Origin of the sequence: Streptomyces sp. NBC_00433 (assembly GCA_036015235.1) — a bacterium.
Taxonomy (GTDB): domain Bacteria; phylum Actinomycetota; class Actinomycetes; order Streptomycetales; family Streptomycetaceae; genus Actinacidiphila.
This window is the reverse complement of the sequence record CP107926.1, coordinates 3,847,487-3,870,263: the sequence shown is the minus strand read 5'-3', so window position 1 is coordinate 3,870,263 and position 22,777 is coordinate 3,847,487. Positions and strand designations below refer to the sequence as shown.

The window sequence follows — 22,777 nt, the reverse complement described above, 5'->3', positions numbered from 1 at the left end:
GGGCTGTCGCCGGAGGCGTCTGGGAGTCCCGGGAGTGGCCGCGTGGGGGTGTCGAGCCATGCCCGCTCGCCTCGGGGAGTGATGGTCGGACCGAACCGGTCGACGTCGGGTTTAGCCCCTCTCTTTGAGGGCCGCACCAAGGGGGCCTGCCGCAGTGCTGGACTCCGCCGAGCATCTTCGCGGTCCCGACCTCCGATCCTGGCCGCACATGGGCCCCAGGCTGACGCCACCCGCCGCACCCGGCGGGAGACCGTCACCATCCCGCTGGGACCGCTGGTGGGCTCTGTGGCCCAGCGCGCGCATTTGGCCACGGATTGTTATTTTCGGTGGGCGCACGATATCCCGCGTCCAATGAAAAAATCGCCGGATCTGCTTCCGATCCTTCGCTCCCGCATGCAAGGCGAACTGCTCGCGCTCGTCCTCCTGCACCCCGAACGCGAGTACAGCCTCACAGAGCTGGCCGAAGCGGTCGGGGTGACGCCCACGGCCGTGATGCGCGAGGTGGAGCGACTGATCGGCGGAGGGATCCTGATCGACCGAAGAGTGGGGCGAAGCCGGCTCGTCAGCGCGCGGACGGACACGCCTGTCTACCGGCCGCTGAGTGATCTCATGGCCGCCTCCTTCGGGCCGCTGCCCCTGCTCACCGAGGCGCTCGCCGGTCTGGAGGGTGTGCGGCGGGCCTATATCTACGGGTCATGGGCGGCTCGGTACGCCGGTACGCCGGGGCCGCCGCCCGCGGATGTCGATGTGCTCGTCGTCGGCGACCCCGATGCCGACGCACTCTTCGACGTGGCCGAGGAGGCGTCCGAACGTCTGCACCGCGACGTCAACGTCCACCGGGTTTCCGCCGAGGCGTGGGAGACCCGCACCGATGATCCATTCCTCACCAGCGTCCGGCAGCGTCCGCTGGTCGAGCTGAAACTTGCCCTGGAGGCGCAGTGACGCGTTGGAACCAAGGACGGTCGACGGTCGCCGGGGACGCAACCGCTCGCGCCCGTGCGCTCCGGCGGCAACGGGACCTCGTACCGCCTCAGCGCCCGGCACCGCGGTGCCGCAGTCGACCTGGCGGACGGCCCCGTTCACCCACGGCCAGTCGGCGGTGTCACCCCCGGGGGGCTGCTCAGCCCAGCGTCAGCGCGGTGTCGTGGACCTTTTCCGCGAGTGCTTCCGGGAGCGGGGCCCGGTCCTGGGCGGCGGCGACCTGGCGGCCCTTCATGCTCGTCGCGTAGGACAGGAAAGCCCGGAGGGTTGTGAGCCGGGCGGGGTCGTTGCCTTTGTCGCACACGACGGCGTAGGAGACGAGGGCGATCGGGTAGGCGCCTCGGGCGCTGGTGGCGGGATCGAGGTCGAGCGCCAGCTCGCCGCCGCTGCCTCCGGGCTTCGCCGTGCTGAGCCAGGTGGTCGTGCCGGAAGCGCCGGCCGCCACCGGGTCGGGCGCCCCGGTGTCCAGCCGTACGGTGGCCAGGTCGCTCGCGTCTTCGAGGTCGAGGTAGCCGATCGAGCCCGCCGTCGACGCGACCAGCTGGTGGACGGCGGCGGTGCCGGTGGCCCCGGTGCCGCCACGGCCCGGCCACGACGTGTCGTCGGGCGCGTACGGCCAGTCGTTCGGTGCGGCCGCGGTCAGAAAGTTCGCGAAGGCCGTGCTGACGGCGCTGCCGTCCTGGCGGTGGACGGCCTGGACGGGGAGGGACGGCAACTGGACATACGGGTTGAGCTTCCGGAGGGCCACGTCGTTCCACCGGGTGATCCGCCCGTCGAAGATCCTGGCGAGGGTGGGCGTGTCCAGGACGAGTCGGCTGACGCCGGGCAGGTTGTAGGCGATCGCCACGGTCGTGGCCGCCAGCGGCAGGTTGACGGCCTGCCCGCCACCGGTGCAGCGCTCCTTCGACTGCTGGACCCTCGTGGTGGTCAGCGGGCCGTCGGCTGCCGCGAAGTCCATCGACCCGGCGAGGAAGCCCGCGAGGCCCGCGCCCGAGCCGTTGGGGCTGTAGGTGAGCGAAACGCCCGAGCAGTGTGCCTGGAAGTCGGCCATCCAGGCGGCCATCGTGGGCGACAGGATGCTGGAGCCACTGCCGCTGAGCCTGCCCTTCGCCCCGCCGCAGGAGACGCCGTCGGCAGAAGCGGACGCGGACGTGGTCGTGGCGGCGGGGCCGCTCGTGGCCGTATGGGCGGGGGAGTCCCCGGCGCCCTTGCCGGTCGCGTCGCCCTTGTCGACCAGCAGGGGTACGGCGATGCCCGCCGTCACCGCGAGCACGGCGGCGACGACGATGAGCCGGTTCCGGTGCGGGCGGCCGCGGGACGGCGAGGGTGCCTCGGCCGGCGGGCTGTGCGGGAGGCCGGGCGGCGGCCCGAAGACCCCGCCGGGCGCGGCCGCCCGGGGGCCGTGGGCGGCCGGGTCCGGCTCGGGCGGTGCGTCCGTCCGGCGGGGGTCCGCGATCCGCGCGGGCGGTGCGTCCTCCGGGCCGGGGATCGCGCCGGGGGCCGCGCCGGGCTCGGGCGTCGCGGCGGGTGGCGGGTCCGCCGCCAGTCGGCGTAACGGGGGCGCGTCCGGCCTCGTCGCGGGCAGGGCGTCCGCGACCGGGGGCGGGGAGTCCTCCGCCGGCTTTCGGGGGGCGGGCCGCGGGTCCGCCGCCCCGGACCGCGGGTCCGCGTCCGCGTCGGAGGGCGCCACCGCGGGCGGGGCATCCGTCACCGCGTCGGGCGCCTCCCCCGCCGCGCGGGGCGTGTCCGCGTCCGACAACGCGGCCAGCAGCTCGGCCACCGTGGGCCGCGCGCCGGGCTCCTTGGCGAGGCACGGCTCGACCAAGGGCAGCAGCTCTGCGGGCAGGCCCGTCAGGTCGGGCTCCTCGTGGACCACCCGGTAGCCGATCCCGTAATCGCTCTCGCCGTCGAAGGGGCCGTGGCCGGTGGCCGCGAAGACCAGGACCGAGCCCAGCGCGAAGACGTCGCCCGCGGCCCCGACGCCGCCGGTGCGGAACTGCTCGGGCGCCATGAAGCCGGGTGTGCCGACGACCGAACCCGTCGTGGTCAGCCGGGGGGCGGCGATGGCGCGGGCGATGCCGAAGTCGATGACCCGGGGGCCGTCCTCGGCCAGCAGGACGTTCGCTGGCTTGAGGTCGCGGTGGACCAGGCCCACCCGGTGGATGTCGCGTAACGCCTCCACGAGCCCGGCGGCCAGCCGGCGGACGTCCGCCGCGGCCAGCGGACCCTGCTCGGCGACGTGGTCGTGCAGCGAAGGGCCCGGCACGAACAGCGTGGCCAGCCAGGGCTGTTCCGCGTCGGCGTCCGCGTCGACCACCGGGGCGGTGAAGGCCCCGCTGACCTGCCGCGCCGCCTCCACCTCCCGCCGGAATCTGACCCGGAAGCCCTCGTCCGCGACCAGCTCGGGGCGGATGACCTTGATCGCGAGCCGCCGCCCCGACACCGACCGCCCGAGGAAGACCACCCCCATCCCGCCTGCGCCGAGCCGCCGCTCAAGACGGTAGCCGCCGACCTCCGCCGGATCCCCTTCACGCAGCGACACCCGCGCGCTCCCTCCCTAGGCCCCAACAGGATAGGGAGGTGCGGGAGTCGGGGTGCGTACCGCAGAGGTCGAGGCCTGGTCCACCCTCGCGAATCCACCGCCCCGGCGCGCAGCCTCACGCCCCGGCGGCCTCCAGGAGCTGCCGGAGGCGGTCCAGGTCGGCCGCGACCGTCGCGGCGTCCCGGTCGAATTCCTCGTCGGTCATGTCCGGGCGGTGGCGGATGGTGAAGACGACCTCGCTGCCGGGGCCGTCCGGCAGCACCCGGACGGGGTTGTGGACCGTCTCCCCGGTCGGCAGCGTCACGTCGTGGTCGAGGACGCCCAGGCTGTTGCGCGGCGCGAAGACGACGGTGACCCGGCCCATCGGCGACTCGGCGACCCACTCCCCGCCCGGCCCCGACGGGCTGATGGACCCGCTGAGCCCGTGCGCCCACGCGGGCAGGTTGGCCGGGTCGCCGGCGTAGTCGTAGACATCCTCCGCCGACCGGGCGATGCGGACGCTGAGGTGGCGCGATTCCTTGCCGGTGCCGTTCATGCCTTCGACGCTAGCCGCTGCGCGCGGCTGCTTCTTGAACGAATCGGACGCGCCGCGCGGGCTCTGGCAGGCTGGGGCCGTGCGAATCGCCAGGCAGGCCGCCCGTGTTGTCGTGACCGACCCCGCGGGGGCGGTCTTCCTCTTCCGGTACGAGAACCAGGAGGACGGCGTCTACTGGACGCCGCCCGGTGGGGGCCTCGAACCGGGGGAGAGTCCCGAGCAGGGGGCGCTGCGCGAACTGCGGGAGGAGACCGGGTGGGACGACCTGCCGCTCGGGCCGCTGCTCTGCCGGTGGGAGCACGACTTCACCCGTGCGGGGGTGCCGGTGCGGCAGTACGAGCACATCTTCCTCGCGTCCGGCCCGCACCGCGCCCTGGTCGGCGACCTGGCCGCCGAGCACGCGGCGGACCGCATCCAGGGCGGCCGCTGGTGGCCCCCGGACGAGCTGGCAGCCGCCACCGACACACTCTGGCCGCCCCAGCTCCCGTCCCTCCTCACCACCGTCCGCACCCAGGGCCCACCCCCGACCCCCCTCGACCTGGACTCCACCCTGTCCTGACCAGGAGCCCCGGCGGCACGGTCAGCAGGCGAGCCCGGCGGGGACGAGGTCGAGGCGGAACGGGACGGTGGTGGCCAGGCGCTCGCGGTGGACGGCGGTGGCCACGTAGGCGCGGGTGGTGTCGTCCAGCTCGTACGTGTGGATGACCGGGAGGCCCTGCTCGTCCTCGATACGCCACAGGTGGCGGATGCCGGCCTCGGCGTAGAGGCCTGGCTTGTAGCGGCGGTCACGGTCCTGGGACTCGGCGGGCACGACCTCGACCACCAAAGACACGTCCTCAGGGAGGAAGCTGGTCCGCTCGGGCGCGTACGGCACCGATGCCACGATCACGTCGGGCTCGGGGCGGGTGCGTCGGCCGAGCGTGACGGTCATCTGCGCCTCGACCGTCCATCCCGCGGGGGCGACGGCCTCCAGCGCCGCGGTGAGCCTGCGGATCACCCGGTCGTGCCGGCTTCGCTGCGGAGACATGTTGAAGATCAGCGCTCCGTCGAGCAGTTCGATGTGGCGGGGGGCGTCCGGAGGAAGCAGGTCGAGGTCGGCCGCCTCCCAGCCGCTGTCGCGCGGCGGGTACATCCACTGCGGCACGGCACTGCTCATCGCGACGCTCACCTCCCGCGGAAGCCGGTGACGAATCGGGGCACTCTCGTGGTCAGGATGTCACGGCGGCGGAACCACATACCAGTCTCGTATGTTGTCCCGCCGGCCGTTCCCGGCGGCCAAGGTTCAGCCGAACATGCCCGGCTCGTAGGCGCCGGCCGGCTGCTGGATCATGACGTTCAGGCGGTTGAAGGCGTTGATCACGGCGATCATGCCGACCAGGGCGGCCAGCTCGTGGTCGTCGTAGTGCTTGGCCGCGGTCGCCCAGGCCTCGTCGGTGACGCCGCCGGCGGTGTCGGAGATGCGGGTGCCCTGTTCGGCCAGTTCGAGGGCGGCGCGCTCGGCGTCGGTGAAGACGGTGGCCTCGCGCCAGGCGGCGATCATGTGGAGGCGCTCGGGGGTCTCGCCGGCCGCGGCGGCGTCCTTGGTGTGCATGTCGAGGCAGAAGCCGCAGCCGTTGATCTGGCTGGCGCGGATGCGGACCAGCTCCTGGGTCGCGGGCGGGACCGTCGAGTCCTTCAGGCCGCGGCCCGCGCTGGTGATGTGTTTGAGGGAGGTGGCGACGGCGGGGGTGTCGAGGAGGTTCAGCCGGGCGCTCATGGCGGTGTCCTTGCGTCGTGACGTGAGGTGACACCTCTATGACCAGCGCGCCGCGTCGCTTGTGACGGTAATGCCGCTGATGTCCCTCTTACGGGTGAATCGGGAGTACCAGGGGGGCGTAGGAGGGCAGGTTTGGCCCGTCACCACGGAGGGGTAAGCTACCCGGCTCGATTGGCGCGGACCACGGGCCGTATGGCAGACTGCCCAAGTTGCTCGGTCGAGCGCCGATGCTGCGCGCCTCCCGTCGGGAGGACCGGAAGCGAGTCCCACGGTACTCGTCGCCTTAACTGCCCAGGTGGGCAGCGCTGGGGCGGACGTACGGGAATCTTCCGGGAAGTGTCAGTGCGGCTCCGACCAGGCATCCGGTGGGTGATTTCTCCCACGCAACCCCCTGGTCAGGGAATTCCGCATGCGGAAAATCATGGCGAGGGGCGCGACACGCCCGACCGCGTGGGTCGGAGCAAGCGGATGCCGGAGCTGAATAGAGACAAGGACTACGGAGTAGCCATGGCGGGACAGAAGATCCGCATCCGGCTCAAGGCCTACGACCACGAAGTCATCGACTCCTCGGCGAAGAAGATCGTCGAGACGGTGACGCGTACTGGTGCGCAGGTCGCGGGCCCGGTGCCGCTGCCCACTGAGAAGAACGTGTACTGCGTCATCAAGTCGCCGCACAAGTACAAGGACTCGCGCGAGCACTTCGAGATGCGCACGCACAAGCGCCTGATCGACATCCTCGACCCGACGCCCAAGACCGTTGACTCGTTGATGCGCCTGGACCTTCCGGCCGGCGTCGACATCGAGATCAAGCTCTGAGAGGCGCGGAAAGATGACCAAGCAGATCAAGGGCATCCTGGGCGAGAAGCTCGGCATGACCCAGGTCTGGGACGAGAACAACCGTGTCGTCCCGGTGACCGTGGTCAAGGCCGGCCCGAACGTCGTGACCCAGGTCCGTACGAATGACGCCGACGGCTACGAGTCGGTCCAGATCGCCTTCGGCGAGATCGACCCGCGCAAGGTGAACAAGCCCCTCAAGGGCCACTTCGCCAAGGCCGACGTCACCCCCCGCCGCCACCTGGTGGAGCTGCGTACCGCGGACGCGGCCACGTACACGCTCGGCCAGGAGATCACCGCAGAGGTGTTCGAGGCCGGCATCAAGGTGGACGTGACCGGCAAGAGCAAGGGCAAGGGCTTCGCCGGTGTCATGAAGCGTCACAACTTCAAGGGCCTCGGCGCCGGCCACGGCGTCCAGCGCAAGCACCGCTCGCCGGGCTCCATCGGCGGCTGCGCCACCCCTGGGCGTGTCTTCAAGGGCATGCGCATGGCGGGCCGTATGGGCAACGAGCGGGTCACCACTCAGAACCTGACCGTCCACGCCGTTGACGCGGAGAAGGGACTGCTCCTCATCAAGGGCGCCGTCCCGGGCCCGAACGGCGGCCTCGTCCTGGTCCGCACCGCGGCCAAGGGGGCTTGAGGATATGAGCACCATTGACATCCTGTCGCCCGCGGGCGACACGACCGGGACCGTAGAGCTCCCGGCTGAGATCTTCGACGCCAAGGTCAGCATCCCGCTGATCCACCAGGTCGTCGTCGCGCAGCTGGCCGCGGCCCGTCAGGGCACGCACAAGGTCAAGACGCGTGGCGAGGTCCGCGGTGGTGGCCGCAAGCCGTACCGCCAGAAGGGCACCGGTCGTGCCCGCCAGGGCTCGACCCGCGCGCCGCAGTTCGCCGGCGGTGGCGTCGTGCACGGTCCGGTACCGCGCGACTACTCGCAGCGCACCCCGAAGAAGATGATCAGGGCCGCCCTGCGCGGCGCCCTGACCGACCGGGCGCGGCACAACCGCATTCACGTCGTCTCCGGCGTGATCGACGGTGCGACGCCGTCCACCAAGGCCGCCAAGACGCTGCTCGGCAAGATCAGCGAGCGCAAGAACGTGCTCCTGGTCATCGAGCGGGCCGACGAGGCCGGCTGGCTGTCCGCACGCAACCTGCCCCAGGTGCACATCCTGGAGGCCGGTCAGCTGAACACGTACGACGTGCTCGTCTCCGACGACGTGGTCTTCACCAAGGCCGCGTTCGACCGCTTCACCGGCGCCGGTGTCGAGGACGTCGAAATCGTCGACGCGGCCGAGCTGGAAGGGAGCGACGCCTGATGGCCGAGCAGACCGTGATCACCAGCAAGACCTTCACGGACCCCCGTGACCTGCTGATCAAGCCGGTGGTCTCCGAGAAGAGCTACGCGCTGCTCGACGAGAACAAGTACACGTTCGTCGTCGACCCGCGTGCCAACAAGACCCAGATCAAGCAGGCCGTCGAGACGGTCTTCCAGGTCAAGGTCACCGGGGTCAACACGATCAACCGGCAGGGCAAGCGCAAGCGGACCCGTACCGGTTTCGGCAAGCGGGCCAACACCAAGCGCGCCATCGTGACCCTCGCCGAGGGCGACCGAATCGACATCTTCGGCGGCCCGGTCTCCTAACGGAGGCTGGCCGTTCAGAAGTCCGGAATCATCCGAGGACTGAGAAATGGGTATCCGCAAGTACAAGCCGACGACCCCGGGCCGTCGTGGCTCCAGCGTCGCCGACTTTGTCGAGATCACGCGGTCCACGCCGGAGAAGTCGCTGGTCCGCCCGCTGCACAGCAAGGGCGGCCGTAACAACGCCGGTCGTGTGACCGTTCGCCACCAGGGTGGTGGCCACAAGCGCGCCTACCGTGTCATCGACTTCCGTCGGCACGACAAGGACGGCGTGCCCGCCAAGGTCGCGCACATCGAGTACGACCCCAACCGCACCGCGCGCATCGCGCTGCTGCACTACGCGGACGGCGAGAAGCGCTACATCCTCGCCCCCGCGAAGCTCCAGCAGGGCGACCGGATCGAGAACGGCCCCAACGCCGACATCAAGCCGGGCAACAACCTGCCGCTGCGCAACATCCCGGTGGGTACCACGATCCACGCGATCGAGCTGCGGCCCGGCGGCGGCGCGAAGATCTCCCGCTCCGCGGGCGCTTCGGTCCAGCTGCTGGCGAAGGAGGGCACCATGGCCACCCTTCGTATGCCGTCCGGCGAGGTCCGGATGGTCGACGTCCGCTGCCGCGCCACCATCGGCGAGGTCGGCAACGCCGAGCAGTCGAACATCAACTGGGGCAAGGCCGGCCGTATGCGCTGGAAGGGCGTACGCCCGACCGTCCGCGGTGTCGCCATGAACCCGGTGGACCACCCGCACGGTGGTGGTGAGGGCAAGACCTCCGGTGGTCGCCACCCGGTCTCCCCGTGGGGTCAGAAGGAAGGTCGTACGCGCTCGCCGAAGAAGGCATCGAGCAAGTACATCGTCCGCCGCCGCAAGACGAACAAGAAGCGCTAGGAGCGGGTTTAGATGCCGCGCAGTCTCAAGAAGGGGCCCTTCGTCGACGACCACCTGATCAAGAAGGTGGACGTCCAGAACGAAGCAGGCACCAAGAACGTCATCAAGACCTGGTCCCGCCGCTCGATGATCATCCCGGCGATGCTGGGCCACACGATCGCGGTGCACGACGGCCGTAAGCACGTCCCGGTGTTTGTCACTGAGTCGATGGTCGGCCACAAGCTCGGCGAGTTCGCACCGACCCGCACCTTCCGCGGGCACGAGAAGGACGACCGCAAGTCGCGGCGTCGCTGAGCGGGCTGAAAACCGTGACGAAGACAGACACTGAAGGGACGACCATGGAAGCCAGGGCCCAGGCGCGGTACATCCGCGTCACGCCCATGAAGGCCCGCCGTGTGGTGGACCTCATCCGTGGCATGAATGCCACGGAGGCTCAGGCGGTCCTGCGTTTCACCCCGCAGGCCGCGAGCGAGCCGGTCGGCAAGGTGCTCGACAGCGCCATCGCCAACGCCGCGCACAACTACGACCACACGGACGCCGAGTCGCTGTACATCAGCGAGGCGTACGTGGACGAGGGCCCGACCCTGAAGCGGTTCCGGCCGCGCGCCCAGGGCCGTGCCTACCGGATCCGCAAGCGGACCAGCCACATCACCGTGGTCGTCGCCAGCAAGGAAGGGACCCGGTAATGGGCCAGAAGGTTAACCCTTACGGGTTCCGGCTCGGCATCACCACGGACTTCAAGTCCCGGTGGTACGCCGACAAGCTGTACAAGGACTACGTCAAGGAAGACGTGGCCATCCGCAAGATGATGACGCAGGGCATGGAGCGCGCCGGCATCTCCAAGGTGGAGATCGAGCGCACCCGTGACCGCGTCCGCGTCGACATCCACACCGCGCGTCCGGGCATCGTCATCGGCCGCCGCGGCGCGGAGGCCGACCGCATCCGCGGCGACCTGGAGAAGCTGACCGGCAAGCAGGTCCAGCTGAACATCCTCGAGGTCAAGAACCCCGAGATGGACGCTCAGCTGGTGGCCCAGGCCGTCGCCGAGCAGCTGTCCTCCCGCGTCTCCTTCCGCCGTGCCATGCGCAAGAGCATGCAGGGCACGCTGAAGGCCGGCGCCAAGGGCATCAAGATCCAGTGCGGCGGCCGTCTCGGCGGCGCCGAGATGTCCCGCTCGGAGTTCTACCGCGAGGGCCGCGTCCCGCTGCACACGCTGCGGGCCAACGTGGACTACGGCTTCTTCGAGGCCAAGACCACCTTCGGCCGTATCGGCGTGAAGGTGTGGATCTACAAGGGCGACGTCAAGAACATCGCCGAGGTCCGTGCCGACAACGCGGCCGCCAGGGCGGGCAACCGTCCGGCCCGCGGTGGTGGCAACGAGCGTCCGCAGCGCCGCGGTGGCGAGCGCGGTGGCCGTGGTCGTCGTCCCCAGGAAGGTGCCCCGGCGGGCAAGCCCGCCGAGACCGCCGCTCCTGAGGCCCCGGCCGCGGAGACCCCCGGAACGGAAGGCTAAGTACCATGCTGATCCCCCGCAGGGTCAAGCACCGCAAGCAGCACCACCCCACCCGCCGTGGCATGGCCAAGGGCGGCACGGAGCTGGCGTTCGGCGAGTACGGCCTGCAGGCCGTCACTCCCGCGTATGTGACCAACCGGCAGATCGAGTCCGCTCGTATCTCCATCACCCGGCACATCAAGCGCGGCGGCAAGGTCTGGATCAACATCTACCCGGACCGTCCGCTGACGAAGAAGCCGGCCGAAACCCGCATGGGTTCCGGTAAGGGTTCTCCCGAGTGGTGGATCGCGAACGTCAAGCCCGGTCGGGTGATGTTCGAGCTGTCCTTCCCGAACGAGAAGGTTGCCCGCGAGGCGCTCACCCGCGCCGCGCACAAGCTTCCGATGAAGTGCCGCATCGTGCGGCGCGAGGCAGGTGAGTCGTGATGGCGGCCGGTACCAAGGCGACCGAGCTGCGCCAGCTCGGCGACGAGGAGCTCGTCGGCAAGCTGCGCGAGGCCAAGGAGGAGCTTTTCAACCTCCGCTTCCAGGCGGCCACCGGGCAGCTGGAGAACAACGGCCGGCTCAGGGTCGTCCGCAAGGACATCGCCCGGATCTACACCCTCATGCGTGAGCGCGAGCTGGGCATCGAGACGGTGGAGACGGTGGAGAGCGCCTGATGAGCGAGAAGAATGTGACTGAGACCAGCACCGAGCAGCGCGGCTTCCGCAAGACCCGTGAGGGCCTGGTGGTCAGCGACAAGATGGACAAGACCGTAGTGGTCGCCGTCGAGGACCGCGTCAAGCACGCCCTGTACGGCAAGGTCATCCGCCGCACCAACAAGCTGAAGGCGCACGACGAGCAGAACGCCGCGGGCATCGGCGACCGGGTCCTCCTCATGGAGACCCGGCCGACCTCCGCCACGAAGCGGTGGCGCGTCGTGGAGATCCTTGAGAAGGCCAAGTAAGGCCGAGTAATCCCTGAGCGGGTATCCGCTCAGGACCGTTCCGTCAGGCTCGGCGGCGGGGCCGCACCGCGAGGCAGCGGCCCCCTCGCCGGGAACCGACGCGACACATCAGGAGATAGACGTGATCCAGCAGGAGTCGCGACTCCGTATTGCTGACAACACCGGTGCCAAGGAGATCCTCTGCATCCGTGTTCTCGGTGGTTCGGGTCGCCGCTACGCGGGAATCGGTGACGTCATCGTCGCCACCGTCAAGGACGCGATCCCCGGTGGCAACGTGAAGAAGGGCGAGGTCGTCAAGGCGGTCATCGTCCGGACTGTCAAGGAGCGCCGTCGTGCCGACGGCTCGTACATCCGGTTCGACGAGAACGCCGCCGTCATCCTCAAGAACGACGGCGACCCCCGCGGCACCCGTATCTTCGGCCCGGTGGGCCGTGAGCTGCGCGAGAAGAAGTTCATGAAGATCGTCTCGCTCGCGCCGGAGGTGCTGTAACCGATGAAGATCAAGAAGGGCGACCTGGTCCAGGTCATCACCGGTAAGGACAAGGGCAAGCAGGGCAAGGTCATCGTGGCCTACCCCGCTCTGGACCGCGTCCTCGTCGAGGGTGTCAACCGGGTCAAGAAGCACACCAAGGCCGGCGCGACCGACCGCGGTTCGAAGACCGGCGGCATCATCACGACCGAGGCGCCCGTCCACGTCAGCAACGTGCAGCTGGTTGTTGAGAAGGACGGCAAGAAGGTCGTGACCCGCGTCGGCTACCGCTTCGACGACGAGGGCAACAAGATCCGCGTTGCCAAGCGGACCGGTGAGGACATCTGATGACTGCCACCACCACTTCACCGCGTCTCAAGGCGCGTTACCGCGAGGAGATCGCGGGCAAGATGCGTGACCAGTTCTCCTACGAGAACGTCATGCAGATCCCCGGCCTGACCAAGATCGTGGTCAACATGGGTGTGGGCGACGCCGCCCGCGACTCCAAGCTGATCGAGGGCGCCATCCGCGACCTCGCCACGATCACCGGCCAGAAGCCGCAGGTCACCAAGGCCCGCAAGTCCATCGCGCAGTTCAAGCTGCGTGAGGGTCAGCCGATCGGCGCGCACGTCACGCTGCGCGGCGACCGCATGTGGGAGTTCCTGGACCGGCTGCTGTCGCTGGCGCTGCCGCGTATCCGCGACTTCCGCGGCCTGTCGCCGAAGCAGTTCGACGGCCGGGGCAACTACACCTTCGGTCTCACGGAGCAGGTCATGTTCCACGAGATCGACCAGGACAAGATCGACCGGGTCCGGGGCATGGACATCACCGTGGTCACCACGGCGACCAACGACGACGAGGGTCGTGCCCTGCTTCGTCACCTCGGCTTCCCGTTCAAGGAGAACTGACCGTGGCGAAGAAGGCTCTGATCGCTAAGGCCGCTCGCAAGCCCAAGTTCGCTGTGCGCGGCTACAACCGCTGCCAGCGCTGTGGCCGGCCGCACTCCGTCTACCGCAAGTTCGGCCTGTGCCGTGTGTGCCTTCGTGAGATGGCCCACCGCGGCGAGCTGCCGGGCGTGACCAAGAGTTCCTGGTAGTCCCTCCCGGGACCACCCAGGAACTCTCGGTAAGCAGATGGACGGCGGGACCCCGCCCTTTCTTCCCGTAAGGTAGAAGGGTTGGGCGCCCGCCGCCCGCATCGACTTACTACGCCGTAGGTCCACCGCACCGCACCCGTCCCCGGTTCGCCCGGGGGAGAGGGATGGAGCACCAGGAAACCCCGGCGAGAGAGGCCCAGGGCCACTTCATGACCATGACCGACCCCATCGCAGACATGCTGACCCGTCTGCGTAACGCTAATTCGGCATACCACGACGACGTCACGATGCCGTTCAGCAAGATCAAGTCGCACATCGCGGAGATCCTCCAGCAGGAGGGCTACATCACCGGCTGGAAGGTCGAGGACGCCGAGGTCGGCAAGAACCTCGTCCTCGAGCTGAAGTTCGGCCCGGAGCGCCAGCGCTCCATCGCCGGCATCAAGCGGATCAGCAAGCCGGGTCTGCGGGTCTACGCGAAGTCCACCAATCTGCCGAAGGTGCTCGGCGGCCTCGGCGTGGCGATCATCTCCACGTCGCACGGTCTGCTCACCGGCCAGCAGGCTCAGAAGAAGGGCGTGGGTGGGGAAGTCCTCGCCTACGTCTGGTAACCGGGAAAGCGAGGTATAGCAATGTCGCGCATCGGCAAGCTGCCCATCTCGGTTCCCGCCGGAGTGGACGTCACCATCGACGGCCGCACGGTCGCGGTGAAGGGCCCCAAGGGCTCCCTCACCCACACCGTCGCCGCGCCGATCGACATCGCCAAGGGCGAGGACGGCACTCTGCTGGTCACCCGCCCCAACGACGAGCGTGTCTCGAAGGCCCTGCACGGCCTGTCCCGCACGCTGGTGGCGAACATGATCACCGGCGTGACCGCGGGCTACAGCAAGCAGCTGGAAATCAGCGGAGTCGGCTACCGCGTCCAGGCGAAGGGCTCCAACCTGGAGTTCGCGCTCGGATACAGCCACCCGATTCTCGTCGAGGCCCCCGAGGGCATCTCCTTCAAGGTCGAGTCCCCGGTGAAGTTCTCCGTCGAGGGCATCGACAAGCAGAAGGTCGGCGAGGTCGCAGCGAACATCCGCAAGCTGCGCAAGCCCGACCCGTACAAGGCCAAGGGCGTCAAGTACGCCGGCGAGGTCATCCGCCGCAAGGTCGGAAAGGCGGGTAAGTAGCCATGGCATTCGGTGTAAAGATCGCCAAGGGCAAGGCGTACAAGAGTGCTGCGATCAAGCGTCGCCACATCCGGGTGCGCAAGCGCGTCTCCGGTACGACCGAGCGTCCGCGCCTGGTCGTGACCCGGTCCAACCGGGGCATCGTGGCGCAGGTCATCGACGACCTCGCGGGCCACACGCTCGCGTCGGCGTCGACCCTCGACGCGTCCATCCGCGGCGGCGAAGGCGACAAGAGCGCCAAGGCGAAGCAGGTCGGCCAGCTCGTGGCCGAGCGTGCGAAGGCCAAGGGCGTCGAGGCTGTCGTGTTCGACCGTGGCGGCAACCAGTACGCGGGGCGCATCGCCGCCCTGGCGGACGCCGCCCGCGAAGCCGGTCTGAAGTTCTAGCCCGGTTCCGTTTGCTAGCGGGAAACGAAGAGAGGTAATTCCAATGGCTGGACCCCAGCGCCGCGGAAGCGGTGCCGGTGGCGGCGAGCGACGGGACCGTAAGGACCGGCGGGACGGCGGCCAGCAGGCCGAGAAGACCGCCTATGTCGAGCGTGTCGTCGCGATCAATCGCGTCGCCAAGGTTGTGAAGGGTGGTCGTCGCTTCAGCTTCACCGCGCTGGTCGTGGTGGGCGATGGTGACGGCACCGTCGGTGTCGGCTACGGCAAGGCCAAGGAGGTGCCGGCCGCCATCGCCAAGGGTGTTGAGGAGGCCAAGAAGCACTTCTTCAAGGTCCCCCGTATCCAGGGCACCATCCCGCACCCGATCCAGGGCGAGAAGGCCGCAGGCGTCGTCCTGCTCAAGCCTGCTTCCCCCGGTACCGGTGTGATCGCCGGTGGCCCGGTGCGCGCCGTGCTGGAGTGCGCGGGCATCCACGACGTGCTGTCCAAGAGCCTCGGCTCGGACAACGCGATCAACATCGTGCACGCCACGGTGGCGGCGCTCCAGGGCCTTCAGCGGCCCGAGGAGATCGCGGCCCGCCGCGGTCTGCCGATCGAGGACGTCGCGCCCGCCGCCCTGCTGCGGGCCCGTGCCGGAGTGGGTGTGTGATGGCGCGCCTCAAGGTCACGCAGACCAAGTCCTACATCGGCAGCAAGCAGAACCACCGTGACACCCTGCGTTCGCTCGGGCTCAAGCGCCTGCACGACGTCGTGGTCAAGGAGGACCGCCCGGAGATCCGCGGCATGGTCCACACCGTCCGCCACCTCGTCACGGTCGAGGAGGTCGACTGATCATGGGTGACAACCCGATCAAGATCCACAACCTGCGTCCCGCCCCGGGCGCCAAGACCGCGAAGACCCGTGTGGGTCGCGGTGAGGCGTCCAAGGGCAAGACGGCCGGTCGTGGTACCAAGGGCACCAAGGCCCGCTACCAGGTTCCGGAGCGCTTCGAGGGCGGGCAGATGCCCCTCCACATGCGCCTCCCGAAGCTCAAGGGCTTCAAGAACCCGTTCCGCACCGAGTACCAGGTCGTCAACCTGGACAAGCTCGCGACCCTCTACCCCGAGGGTGGCGAGGTGACGGTGGCCGACCTGGTCGCCAAGGGTGCGGTGCGCAAGAACCAGCTCGTCAAGGTGCTCGGCACCGGCGAGGTCTCCGTGGCTCTGCAGGTGACCGTTGACGCGGTCTCCGGCTCCGCCAAGGAGAAGATCGCCGCCGCCGGCGGCACCGTCGTCGAACTCGTCTGAGCCCGATGCCGAACACGACCGGGGATGCCCAGAAACTTCTGGGCGTCCCCGGTCGTTCGTTCCTGTGATTTTCCTTCCCCGGTTGGTCATTCCTTGCGGGGCCAAGTCGCCGGTAGGCTGACCGACGCTGCTGTCGTCAGAAACCTCATAAACCGTCCTTCCGCCCTCGCGCGGGGGGTGCAGGAGGCACCGTGCTCACCGCGTTCGCACGGGCGTTCAGGACGCCCGACCTGCGCAAGAAGCTGCTGTTCACTTTGAGCATCGTGGTGGTCTACCGCCTCGGAGCGCACGTACCGGTGCCGGGCATCGACTACACGGTCGTCAACGCCTGCATCAAGGAGACGAAGGGGAACAACAGCCTCTTCGGGCTGGTGAACATGTTCAGCGGCGGCGCTCTGCTGCAGCTGACGATCTTCGCGCTCGGGATCATGCCGTACATCACGGCGAGCATCATCCTCCAGCTGCTGACCGTGGTGATCCCGCGCCTGGAGGCCCTCAAGAAGGAGGGTCAGGCCGGCACCACGAAGATCACGCAGTACACCCGCTACCTGACCGTGGCGCTGGCCGTGCTCCAGGGCACCGGCCTGGTCGCCACCGCGCGCTCCGGCAGCCTGTTCTCCGGCTGCAACAACGCCGGCTCGATCGTGCCCAACCAGTCGATCTTCACCACGATCACGATGGTCACCACGATGACCGCCGGCACCGTGGTGATCATGTGGCTCGGCGAGCTGGTCACCGACAAGGGCATCGGCAACGGCATGTCCATCCTGATGTTCGTCTCCATCGCGGCCGGCTTCCCCGGCTCGCTGTGGGCGATCAAGGTCTCCGGCAAGATCGCCGGCGGCTGGGTGGAATTCCTCGCGGTCCTCGCGGTGGGCCTGGCGATGGTCGGCCTGGTGGTCTTCGTCGAACAGGCGCAGCGCCGTATCCCGGTGCAATACGCCAAGCGGATGATCGGCCGGCGGTCCTACGGCGGCACGTCGACGTACATCCCGCTCAAGGTCAACCAGGCCGGTGTCATCCCGGTCATCTTCGCGTCGTCGCTGCTGTACATCCCGGCGCTCATCGTGCAGTTCTCCGGCTCGACCGCGGGCTGGGCCCAGTGGATCAGCCGGAACTTCACCAAGGGCGACCACCCGGTCTACATGGCGGCGTACTTCCTGCTGATCGTCTTCTTCGCCTTCTTCTACGTCGCGATCTCCTTCAACCCCGAAGAGGTCGCGGACAATATGAAGAAGTATGGTGGATTCATCCCGGGCATCCGCGCAGGTCGCCCCACGGCTGAATACCTGAGTTACGTGCTGAACCGCATCACGTGGCCAGGCGCGCTGTACCTGGGCCTCATCGCTCTCGTGCCGACGGTCGCCATCGCGATCTTCAACGGCAGCAACGGCAACTTCCCACTCGGCGGTACGAGCATCCTGATCATCGTGGGTGTCGGCCTGGAGACGGTGAAGCAGATCGAGAGCCAGCTCCAGCAGCGTAACTACGAAGGGTTCCTCCGCTGATGCGTATCGTCCTGGTCGGACCGCCGGGCGCGGGCAAGGGGACGCAGGCCAAGTACCTCGCCGAGAACCTGTCGATCCCGCACATCTCCACGGGCGACCTGTTCCGGGCCAACATCAGCCAGGGCACCGAGCTGGGCAAGCAGGCCAAGGCCTACATGGACGCGGGCGACCTGGTCCCCGACGAGGTCACCATCGGCATGGCGGAGGACCGGCTGGACGCGCCCGACGCCGTCGGGGGCTTCCTGCTCGACGGCTTCCCGCGCAACGAGTTCCAGGCTCGGGCGCTCGACGCCTACCTCGCCGCGCACGGCATCAAGCTCAACGGCGTGCTGGACCTGGAGGTCCCCGAGGACGAGGTCGTCAAGCGCATCGCCGGCCGCCGGGTGTGCCGCAACGACAGCGCCCACGTCTTCCACGTCGAGTACAAGGAGCCCAAGACCCCGGGCGTCTGCGACGAGTGCGGCGGCGAGCTCTACCAGCGCAGCGACGACGCCGAGGACAAGGTCCGCAACCGCCTCGACGTCTACCACCGCGAGACCGAGCCGATCATCGACTACTACAAGCAGCAGAATCTTGTGGTGACGATCTCCGCGCTCGGCCCGGTGGCCGAGGTCACCAAGCGCGCCATGGACGCGCTCCAGGACCGGCGCGAGGACTGACCCCCCGCCCGCCAGGGCAGCAGCAGCACAGCACGGCATGCGGCCGTGGTGCCCCGACGGGCACCACGGCCGTATCGTTGAACGGGCGTATGCGCCCGCGACCGCACCCCGAGGACAAGGAAGGCGTCAGCCGCATGGTGGAGATCAAGACCCCGGAGCAGATCGCCACGATGAGGCGGGCCGGACTTGTCGTCGCGGCGGTGCACGAGGCGACCCGCGCGGCGGCCGTGCCCGGGGCGACGACCAAGGACCTGGACGAGATCGCCGCCCGGGTCATCGCCGACCACGACGCCAAGCCGAACTTCCTGGGCTACGGCGGCTTCCCCGGCAACATCTGCACCTCGGTCAACGACGTCGTCGTCCACGGCATCCCCGACCGGGAGACGGTGCTCAAGGACGGCGACATCATCGCCATCGACGCCGGCGCCATCATCGAGGGCTGGCACGGCGACGCGGCCTTCACCTGCTTCGTCGGCACCGGCCACGCGCCCGAGCTGATCGAGCTGAGCCGGGTCACCGAGGAGTCCATGTGGGCCGGCATCGCCGCCTTCCGCAAGGGCAACCGCCTGGAGGACATCTCCCGGGCCGTCGAGGGCTACATCCGCCGCCAGCCGCGGCCCGCCTCCGGCAAGTACGGCATCGTCGAGGACTACGGCGGCCACGGCATCGGCACCGAGATGCACATGGACCCGCACCTGCTGAACTACGTCACCAAGAAGCGCGGCCGGGGCATCAAGCTGGTCCCCGGGCTGTGCCTGGCGATCGAGCCGATGGTCACCCTCGGCTCGCCCCACACCCACGTCATGGAAGACGAGTGGACGGTGAAGTCCGACGACGGCTCCTGGTCCTCGCACTGGGAGCACACCATCGCCCTGACCGAGGACGGCCCGCTGGTGCTCACCTCCCCGGACTGCGGCCGCGCCAAGCTCGCCGAGTACGGCATCACGGTCCCCGCCGACCCTTCCCCTCGGCCCTGAGGGCCTGGGGAGACCCCAAGCGTAACGATCTTCGACCATGGGCATACACAGTGGATTCGTCTTTCCGGGAGCCGTGTCGTAGACTGACACGTCGGCTCTCGCATGTCTTCCGGCATGCCTGGAGCCGATCAAGGTAGCCGATCCCGAAAGCAGGACATGGCCAAAAAGCAAGGCGCCATCGAAATCGAGGGCACCGTGATCGAGTCTCTGCCGAACGCCATGTTCAAGGTGGAGCTGCAGAACGGTCACAAGGTCCTCGCGCACATCAGCGGCAAGATGCGGATGCACTACATCCGTATCCTTCCGGATGACCGGGTCGTCGTGGAGCTGTCTCCGTACGACCTGACGCGCGGACGGATCGTCTACCGATACAAGTAGATCTCAAGACCCGGAGAACCTGACATCCCATGAAGGTCAAGCCGAGCGTCAAGAAGATCTGCGACAAGTGCAAGGTGATCCGCCGCCACGGCCGGGTCATGGTCATCTGCGACAACCTGCGCCACAAGCAGCGCCAGGGCTGACGTACGACCTGCTCCTTCTGCACCGCCGTAGAGATTCGCGCGACGCACACACGTACATACGCAGTGCCCGTCCCCACACCGATGGGGACGACACCCCCGGCGGAGGCCGGGGACCCGTCCGGTACCTGATACGGCCGCCCGGGAACCGGCGCTGCGGAAGACCTCCGACATCACCAGGAGCCACACACATGGCACGCCTTTCAGGCGTTGACCTCCCGCGCGAGAAGCGCGTGGAGATCGCCCTCACCTATGTCTTCGGCATCGGGCGCTCGCGCGCCCAGGACATCCTGAAGAACACCGGTGTGAGCCCCGACATCCGCGTGCGCGACCTTCCCGAGGAAGACCTCGTCAAGATCGCCAAGTGGGTCGACGACAACTACACGACCGAGGGTGACCTCCGTCGTTCGGTGCAGGCCGACATCCGCCGCAAGGTCGAGATCGGCTGCTACCAGGGTCTGCGTCACCGCCGCGGCCTGCCCGTCCACGGGCAGCGCACTCACACCAACGCCCGCACCCGCAAGGGCCCGCGTCGCGCCATCGCCGGCAAGAAGAAGCCGGGCAAGAAGTAGTCCTCAGCAGGACCCTTACCAGCGGTCTTCGCCAAAGGACCGACCACCTCCACCGGGAGAACTTGACACATGCCTCCTAAGGGCCGTCAGGGCGCAGCCAAGAAGGTGCGCCGCAAGGAAAAGAAGAACGTCGCTCACGGGCACGCCCACATCAAGAGCACGTTCAACAACACGATCGTCTCGATCACCGACCCCGCGGGCAACGTGATCTCCTGGGCCTCCGCCGGCCACGTCGGCTTCAAGGGCTCGCGCAAGTCCACCCCCTTCGCCGCGCAGATGGCCGCCGAGTCGGCCGCCCGCCGCGCGCAGGAGCACGGCATGCGCAAGGTGGACGTCTTCGTGAAGGGTCCCGGCTCCGGCCGCGAGACCGCGATCCGCTCCCTCCAGGCCACCGGCCTTGAGGTCGGCTCGATCCAGGACGTCACCCCGACCCCGCACAACGGCTGCCGCCCGCCGAAGCGCCGCCGCGTCTGACCAGCTGATACAGGAGAACTGAGACAATGGCGCGTTATACCGGGGCCGACTGCAAGCGATGCCGTCGGGAGAAGCAGAAGCTCTTCCTCAAGGGAGCTAAGTGCGAGAGCGCGAAGTGCCCGATCGAGATCCGTCCTTACCCCCCGGGTGAGCACGGGCGCGGGCGCACCAAGGACAGCGAGTACCTGCTTCAGCTGCGTGAGAAGCAGAAGTGCGCGCGAATCTACGGTGTCCTCGAAAAGCAGTTCGTGAACTACTACAAGGAGGCGAACCAGAAGTCCGGCAAGACCGGTGAGAACCTGCTTCGCATCCTTGAGACCCGCCTCGACAACGTGGTCTACCGGGCCGGCTTCGCCAAGTCCCGCGACCACGCCCGTCAGCTGGTCCGTCACGGACACATCACCGTCAACGGCCGCAAGAACGACATCCCGTCGGCTCGCGTGGCCGTGAACGACATCGTCGAGGTCCGTGAGTCGTCCCGCAACCTGACCCCGTTCGCGGTGGCGCAGGGCGAGGCCGGCGACAAGACCGTCCCGGCGTGGCTCGAGGCCAACGCCGGCCGGCTGCGGATCCTCGTGCACAGCCTGCCCGAGCGCCAGGTGATCGACACCCAGGTGCAGGAGCAGCTGATCGTCGAGCTCTACTCCAAGTAGCGGCTCACGGTCACGGGCGGTACGGCCGCCGTCGTGCTCTCGTACGACGGTTTCGCCGTGCCGCCCGTACCCTCGTAGTACAGGGGGCGTCAAATAGCGGGCGCCCACGACAGAAGGACATCAGACACCATGCTGATCGCTCAGCGTCCCTCGTTGACCGAAGAGGTCGTCGACGAATTCCGCTCACGGTTCGTGATCGAGCCGCTGGAGCCGGGCTTCGGCTACACCCTCGGCAACTCCCTCCGCCGCACACTCCTCTCCTCGATCCCGGGTGCCGCCGTCACCTCGATCCGGGTCGACGGCGTCCTGCACGAGTTCACCACCGTGCCGGGCGTCAAGGAGGACCTGACCGACATCATCCTCAACATCAAGCAGCTGGTCGTCTCCTCGGAGCACGACGAGCCGGTCGTGATGTACCTGCGCAAGCAGGGCCCGGGTGTCGTCACCGCCGCCGACATCGCGCCCCCGGCCGGTGTCGAGTGCCACAACCCCGACCTGGTCCTGGCCACGCTCAACGCCAAGGGCAAGCTGGAGATGGAGCTGACCGTCGAGCGCGGTCGCGGCTACGTCTCCGCGGTGCAGAACAAGCAGCAGGGCCAGGAGATCGGCCGCATCCCGGTCGACTCCATCTACAGCCCGGTGCTCAAGGTCACCTACAAGGTCGAGGCGACCCGTGTCGAGCAGCGCACCGACTTCGACAAGCTGATCGTCGACGTCGAGACCAAGCAGGCCATGCGGCCGCGTGACGCCATGGCGTCGGCCGGCAAGACCCTGGTCGAGCTGTTCGGCCTGGCCCGCGAGCTGAACGTCGACGCCGAGGGCATCGACATGGGCCCGTCCCCCACGGACGCCGCCCTGGCCGCGGACCTGGCGCTGCCGATCGAGGAGCTGGAACTCACCGTCCGCTCCTACAACTGCCTCAAGCGCGAGGGCATCCACTCCGTGGGCGAACTCGTCGCACGCTCCGAGGCCGACCTGCTCGACATCCGCAACTTCGGTGCGAAGTCGATCGACGAGGTCAAGGCGAAGCTGGCCGGCATGGGCCTGGCCCTCAAGGACAGCCCGCCCGGATTCGACCCGACCGCCGCCGCCGACGCCTTCGGCGCCGACGACGACGTCGACGCCGGCTTCGTGGAGACCGAGCAGTACTGATCGCCTCCGGCGGTTCCCGGGATTCCGGTGCCGCCGGGTAGGACCCGTGCCCCGAAGGGGCGCGGGGAACTGCGCGACCAGCCGCCGACGGGCCGCAGGTCGTCACCGGCCCGAAGGGGCAGCCCGGTCCGCTCCGGACCACCGGCCGGTGGTGGGCTGAGCGCGCGGTTCCCCGCGCCCCTGGGGGGCGCCGTCCGGGGCGCGAGCCCCTGGACACACCACGA

General features: G+C 68.7%; 36 protein-coding genes. 32 read left to right on the top strand and 4 right to left on the bottom strand.

Going from position 1 to position 22,777, the window contains the following annotated elements:
* Positions 1-351 precede the first annotated feature (351 nt).
* The gene (locus OG900_16115; protein ID WUH91483.1) at positions 352-942 is read left to right on the top strand and encodes an ArsR family transcriptional regulator; all 591 of its coding nucleotides are present in this window, start codon (positions 352-354) and stop codon (positions 940-942) included.
* A gap of 178 nt (positions 943-1,120) precedes the next feature.
* Here the strand turns inward: OG900_16115 and OG900_16110 are convergent, their stop codons facing one another.
* Complete coding sequence (locus tag OG900_16110) at positions 1,121-3,523, bottom strand: substrate-binding domain-containing protein (protein ID WUH91482.1); 2,403 nt, start codon at positions 3,521-3,523, stop codon at positions 1,121-1,123.
* Between the two features lie 115 nt (positions 3,524-3,638).
* Entirely contained in the window at positions 3,639-4,058 is a 420-nt protein-coding gene (locus OG900_16105; protein WUH91481.1) for an SRPBCC family protein, read from the bottom strand.
* Positions 4,059-4,137: 79 nt separating this feature from the next.
* Between OG900_16105 and OG900_16100 the strand changes: the two genes are divergently transcribed.
* Positions 4,138-4,617, top strand: a complete 480-nt coding sequence (locus OG900_16100) for an NUDIX domain-containing protein (GenBank protein ID WUH91480.1) — start codon at positions 4,138-4,140, stop codon at positions 4,615-4,617.
* Positions 4,618-4,638: 21 nt separating this feature from the next.
* Here the strand turns inward: OG900_16100 and OG900_16095 are convergent, their stop codons facing one another.
* Together OG900_16095 and OG900_16090 are read right to left on the bottom strand one after the other, a co-directional pair.
* Complete coding sequence (locus tag OG900_16095; protein WUH91479.1) at positions 4,639-5,214, bottom strand: Uma2 family endonuclease; 576 nt, start codon at positions 5,212-5,214, stop codon at positions 4,639-4,641.
* Between the two features lie 126 nt (positions 5,215-5,340).
* Positions 5,341-5,814: a carboxymuconolactone decarboxylase family protein gene (locus OG900_16090; GenBank protein ID WUH91478.1), complete on the bottom strand. Its 474-nt coding sequence runs from the start codon at positions 5,812-5,814 to the stop codon at positions 5,341-5,343.
* A 507-nt stretch (positions 5,815-6,321) separates the two neighbouring features.
* On the opposite strand from OG900_16090, the gene rpsJ reads away from it, so the two are divergent.
* From rpsJ to OG900_15940, 30 genes are all read left to right on the top strand, one after another.
* A complete protein-coding gene (gene rpsJ / locus OG900_16085; GenBank protein ID WUH91477.1) occupies positions 6,322-6,630 on the top strand; it encodes a 30S ribosomal protein S10 in 309 nt (102 codons plus the stop codon).
* 13 nt (positions 6,631-6,643) lie between these two features.
* Positions 6,644-7,288, top strand: a complete 645-nt coding sequence (gene rplC / locus OG900_16080; protein ID WUH91476.1) for a 50S ribosomal protein L3 — start codon at positions 6,644-6,646, stop codon at positions 7,286-7,288.
* A gap of 4 nt (positions 7,289-7,292) precedes the next feature.
* Complete coding sequence (gene rplD / locus OG900_16075; GenBank protein WUH91475.1) at positions 7,293-7,967, top strand: 50S ribosomal protein L4; 675 nt, start codon at positions 7,293-7,295, stop codon at positions 7,965-7,967.
* Complete coding sequence (rplW, locus tag OG900_16070) at positions 7,967-8,293, top strand: 50S ribosomal protein L23 (protein ID WUH91474.1); 327 nt, start codon at positions 7,967-7,969, stop codon at positions 8,291-8,293. Before rplD ends, rplW begins: the two co-directional genes overlap by 1 nt.
* Positions 8,294-8,339: 46 nt before the next feature.
* Positions 8,340-9,176, top strand: a complete 837-nt coding sequence (rplB, locus tag OG900_16065) for a 50S ribosomal protein L2 (protein ID WUH91473.1) — start codon at positions 8,340-8,342, stop codon at positions 9,174-9,176.
* 12 nt (positions 9,177-9,188) lie between these two features.
* Positions 9,189-9,470, top strand: a complete 282-nt coding sequence (rpsS, locus tag OG900_16060) for a 30S ribosomal protein S19 (protein WUH91472.1) — start codon at positions 9,189-9,191, stop codon at positions 9,468-9,470.
* Between the two features lie 44 nt (positions 9,471-9,514).
* Entirely contained in the window at positions 9,515-9,862 is a 348-nt protein-coding gene (rplV, locus tag OG900_16055) for a 50S ribosomal protein L22 (GenBank protein WUH91471.1), read from the top strand.
* Positions 9,862-10,689, top strand: coding sequence for a 30S ribosomal protein S3 (rpsC, locus tag OG900_16050; protein WUH91470.1), 828 nt, complete (start codon positions 9,862-9,864; stop codon positions 10,687-10,689). Before rplV ends, rpsC begins: the two co-directional genes overlap by 1 nt.
* Positions 10,690-10,694: 5 nt before the next feature.
* Positions 10,695-11,114 (top strand): 50S ribosomal protein L16, encoded by a 420-nt coding sequence (rplP, locus tag OG900_16045; protein WUH91469.1) that lies wholly within the window; start codon positions 10,695-10,697, stop codon positions 11,112-11,114.
* On the top strand, positions 11,114-11,347 hold the full coding sequence (rpmC, locus tag OG900_16040) for a 50S ribosomal protein L29 (protein WUH91468.1): 234 nt from the start codon (positions 11,114-11,116) through the stop codon (positions 11,345-11,347). The genes rplP and rpmC overlap by 1 nt, the downstream gene beginning before the upstream one ends.
* Positions 11,347-11,634: a 30S ribosomal protein S17 gene (rpsQ, locus tag OG900_16035; GenBank protein WUH91467.1), complete on the top strand. Its 288-nt coding sequence runs from the start codon at positions 11,347-11,349 to the stop codon at positions 11,632-11,634. The genes rpmC and rpsQ overlap by 1 nt, the downstream gene beginning before the upstream one ends.
* Positions 11,635-11,755: 121 nt before the next feature.
* Positions 11,756-12,124, top strand: a complete 369-nt coding sequence (gene rplN, locus OG900_16030; protein WUH91466.1) for a 50S ribosomal protein L14 — start codon at positions 11,756-11,758, stop codon at positions 12,122-12,124.
* A gap of 3 nt (positions 12,125-12,127) precedes the next feature.
* Positions 12,128-12,451 (top strand): 50S ribosomal protein L24, encoded by a 324-nt coding sequence (gene rplX, locus OG900_16025; GenBank protein ID WUH91465.1) that lies wholly within the window; start codon positions 12,128-12,130, stop codon positions 12,449-12,451.
* Positions 12,451-13,011 carry a 50S ribosomal protein L5 gene (rplE, locus tag OG900_16020; protein WUH91464.1) on the top strand — a complete coding sequence of 187 codons (561 nt, stop codon included), beginning with the start codon at positions 12,451-12,453 and terminating at the stop codon, positions 13,009-13,011. Before rplX ends, rplE begins: the two co-directional genes overlap by 1 nt.
* Before the next feature lie 2 nt (positions 13,012-13,013).
* The gene (locus tag OG900_16015; GenBank protein WUH91463.1) at positions 13,014-13,199 is read left to right on the top strand and encodes a type Z 30S ribosomal protein S14; all 186 of its coding nucleotides are present in this window, start codon (positions 13,014-13,016) and stop codon (positions 13,197-13,199) included.
* Between the two features lie 209 nt (positions 13,200-13,408).
* Positions 13,409-13,807 carry a 30S ribosomal protein S8 gene (gene rpsH, locus OG900_16010; GenBank protein WUH95786.1) on the top strand — a complete coding sequence of 133 codons (399 nt, stop codon included), beginning with the start codon at positions 13,409-13,411 and terminating at the stop codon, positions 13,805-13,807.
* A 21-nt stretch (positions 13,808-13,828) separates the two neighbouring features.
* On the top strand, positions 13,829-14,368 hold the full coding sequence (rplF, locus tag OG900_16005; GenBank protein ID WUH91462.1) for a 50S ribosomal protein L6: 540 nt from the start codon (positions 13,829-13,831) through the stop codon (positions 14,366-14,368).
* A 2-nt stretch (positions 14,369-14,370) separates the two neighbouring features.
* Entirely contained in the window at positions 14,371-14,754 is a 384-nt protein-coding gene (gene rplR / locus OG900_16000) for a 50S ribosomal protein L18 (GenBank protein WUH91461.1), read from the top strand.
* 43 nt (positions 14,755-14,797) lie between these two features.
* Entirely contained in the window at positions 14,798-15,403 is a 606-nt protein-coding gene (gene rpsE, locus OG900_15995) for a 30S ribosomal protein S5 (GenBank protein WUH91460.1), read from the top strand.
* A complete protein-coding gene (rpmD, locus tag OG900_15990) occupies positions 15,403-15,585 on the top strand; it encodes a 50S ribosomal protein L30 (protein WUH91459.1) in 183 nt (60 codons plus the stop codon). Before rpsE ends, rpmD begins: the two co-directional genes overlap by 1 nt.
* A complete protein-coding gene (gene rplO / locus OG900_15985; protein WUH95785.1) occupies positions 15,585-16,040 on the top strand; it encodes a 50S ribosomal protein L15 in 456 nt (151 codons plus the stop codon). The genes rpmD and rplO overlap by 1 nt, the downstream gene beginning before the upstream one ends.
* A gap of 191 nt (positions 16,041-16,231) precedes the next feature.
* On the top strand, positions 16,232-17,548 hold the full coding sequence (gene secY / locus OG900_15980; protein WUH91458.1) for a preprotein translocase subunit SecY: 1,317 nt from the start codon (positions 16,232-16,234) through the stop codon (positions 17,546-17,548).
* Positions 17,548-18,207 (top strand): adenylate kinase, encoded by a 660-nt coding sequence (locus OG900_15975; GenBank protein WUH91457.1) that lies wholly within the window; start codon positions 17,548-17,550, stop codon positions 18,205-18,207. The genes secY and OG900_15975 overlap by 1 nt, the downstream gene beginning before the upstream one ends.
* A gap of 134 nt (positions 18,208-18,341) precedes the next feature.
* A complete protein-coding gene (gene map / locus OG900_15970; protein WUH95784.1) occupies positions 18,342-19,184 on the top strand; it encodes a type I methionyl aminopeptidase in 843 nt (280 codons plus the stop codon).
* Positions 19,185-19,340: 156 nt separating this feature from the next.
* Positions 19,341-19,562: a translation initiation factor IF-1 gene (gene infA, locus OG900_15965; protein ID WUH91456.1), complete on the top strand. Its 222-nt coding sequence runs from the start codon at positions 19,341-19,343 to the stop codon at positions 19,560-19,562.
* Between the two features lie 29 nt (positions 19,563-19,591).
* Entirely contained in the window at positions 19,592-19,705 is a 114-nt protein-coding gene (rpmJ, locus tag OG900_15960) for a 50S ribosomal protein L36 (GenBank protein WUH91455.1), read from the top strand.
* 188 nt (positions 19,706-19,893) lie between these two features.
* Positions 19,894-20,274, top strand: a complete 381-nt coding sequence (rpsM, locus tag OG900_15955) for a 30S ribosomal protein S13 (protein ID WUH91454.1) — start codon at positions 19,894-19,896, stop codon at positions 20,272-20,274.
* 69 nt (positions 20,275-20,343) lie between these two features.
* The gene (gene rpsK / locus OG900_15950; protein WUH91453.1) at positions 20,344-20,748 is read left to right on the top strand and encodes a 30S ribosomal protein S11; all 405 of its coding nucleotides are present in this window, start codon (positions 20,344-20,346) and stop codon (positions 20,746-20,748) included.
* A 26-nt stretch (positions 20,749-20,774) separates the two neighbouring features.
* Positions 20,775-21,401 (top strand): 30S ribosomal protein S4, encoded by a 627-nt coding sequence (gene rpsD, locus OG900_15945; GenBank protein ID WUH91452.1) that lies wholly within the window; start codon positions 20,775-20,777, stop codon positions 21,399-21,401.
* A gap of 129 nt (positions 21,402-21,530) precedes the next feature.
* Positions 21,531-22,553, top strand: coding sequence for a DNA-directed RNA polymerase subunit alpha (locus OG900_15940; protein ID WUH91451.1), 1,023 nt, complete (start codon positions 21,531-21,533; stop codon positions 22,551-22,553).
* The last annotated feature ends 224 nt before the right edge of the window (positions 22,554-22,777 follow it).

Bases quoted from the DNA above. Each gene is read 5' to 3' on its own strand.
- rplE (WUH91464.1), top strand. From the start codon at position 12,451: ATGACTGCCACCACCACTTCACCGCGTCTCAAGGCGCGTTACCGCGAG.
- rplB (WUH91473.1), top strand. From the start codon at position 8,340: ATGGGTATCCGCAAGTACAAGCCGACGACCCCGGGCCGTCGTGGCTCC.
- infA (WUH91456.1), top strand. From the start codon at position 19,341: ATGGCCAAAAAGCAAGGCGCCATCGAAATCGAGGGCACCGTGATCGAG.
- rplP (WUH91469.1), top strand. From the start codon at position 10,695: ATGCTGATCCCCCGCAGGGTCAAGCACCGCAAGCAGCACCACCCCACC.
- rpsK (WUH91453.1), top strand. From the start codon at position 20,344: ATGCCTCCTAAGGGCCGTCAGGGCGCAGCCAAGAAGGTGCGCCGCAAG.
- rplF (WUH91462.1), top strand. From the start codon at position 13,829: ATGTCGCGCATCGGCAAGCTGCCCATCTCGGTTCCCGCCGGAGTGGAC.
- rplX (WUH91465.1), top strand. From the start codon at position 12,128: ATGAAGATCAAGAAGGGCGACCTGGTCCAGGTCATCACCGGTAAGGAC.
- rpsC (WUH91470.1), top strand. From the start codon at position 9,862: ATGGGCCAGAAGGTTAACCCTTACGGGTTCCGGCTCGGCATCACCACG.
- rpmJ (WUH91455.1), top strand. From the start codon at position 19,592: ATGAAGGTCAAGCCGAGCGTCAAGAAGATCTGCGACAAGTGCAAGGTG.
- rpsM (WUH91454.1), top strand. From the start codon at position 19,894: ATGGCACGCCTTTCAGGCGTTGACCTCCCGCGCGAGAAGCGCGTGGAG.
- rpmC (WUH91468.1), top strand. From the start codon at position 11,114: ATGGCGGCCGGTACCAAGGCGACCGAGCTGCGCCAGCTCGGCGACGAG.
- rplV (WUH91471.1), top strand. From the start codon at position 9,515: ATGGAAGCCAGGGCCCAGGCGCGGTACATCCGCGTCACGCCCATGAAG.
- rplR (WUH91461.1), top strand. From the start codon at position 14,371: ATGGCATTCGGTGTAAAGATCGCCAAGGGCAAGGCGTACAAGAGTGCT.
- rpmD (WUH91459.1), top strand. From the start codon at position 15,403: ATGGCGCGCCTCAAGGTCACGCAGACCAAGTCCTACATCGGCAGCAAG.
- OG900_15940 (WUH91451.1), top strand. From the start codon at position 21,531: ATGCTGATCGCTCAGCGTCCCTCGTTGACCGAAGAGGTCGTCGACGAA.
- rpsH (WUH95786.1), top strand. From the start codon at position 13,409: ATGACCATGACCGACCCCATCGCAGACATGCTGACCCGTCTGCGTAAC.
- OG900_15975 (WUH91457.1), top strand. From the start codon at position 17,548: ATGCGTATCGTCCTGGTCGGACCGCCGGGCGCGGGCAAGGGGACGCAG.
- OG900_16095 (WUH91479.1), bottom strand. From the start codon at position 5,214: ATGAGCAGTGCCGTGCCGCAGTGGATGTACCCGCCGCGCGACAGCGGC.
- rpsJ (WUH91477.1), top strand. From the start codon at position 6,322: ATGGCGGGACAGAAGATCCGCATCCGGCTCAAGGCCTACGACCACGAA.
- OG900_16115 (WUH91483.1), top strand. From the start codon at position 352: ATGAAAAAATCGCCGGATCTGCTTCCGATCCTTCGCTCCCGCATGCAA.
- rplD (WUH91475.1), top strand. From the start codon at position 7,293: ATGAGCACCATTGACATCCTGTCGCCCGCGGGCGACACGACCGGGACC.
- rpsD (WUH91452.1), top strand. From the start codon at position 20,775: ATGGCGCGTTATACCGGGGCCGACTGCAAGCGATGCCGTCGGGAGAAG.
- rplW (WUH91474.1), top strand. From the start codon at position 7,967: ATGGCCGAGCAGACCGTGATCACCAGCAAGACCTTCACGGACCCCCGT.
- rpsE (WUH91460.1), top strand. From the start codon at position 14,798: ATGGCTGGACCCCAGCGCCGCGGAAGCGGTGCCGGTGGCGGCGAGCGA.
- rpsS (WUH91472.1), top strand. From the start codon at position 9,189: ATGCCGCGCAGTCTCAAGAAGGGGCCCTTCGTCGACGACCACCTGATC.
- rplC (WUH91476.1), top strand. From the start codon at position 6,644: ATGACCAAGCAGATCAAGGGCATCCTGGGCGAGAAGCTCGGCATGACC.
- OG900_16105 (WUH91481.1), bottom strand. From the start codon at position 4,058: ATGAACGGCACCGGCAAGGAATCGCGCCACCTCAGCGTCCGCATCGCC.
- map (WUH95784.1), top strand. From the start codon at position 18,342: ATGGTGGAGATCAAGACCCCGGAGCAGATCGCCACGATGAGGCGGGCC.
- OG900_16090 (WUH91478.1), bottom strand. From the start codon at position 5,814: ATGAGCGCCCGGCTGAACCTCCTCGACACCCCCGCCGTCGCCACCTCC.
- rpsQ (WUH91467.1), top strand. From the start codon at position 11,347: ATGAGCGAGAAGAATGTGACTGAGACCAGCACCGAGCAGCGCGGCTTC.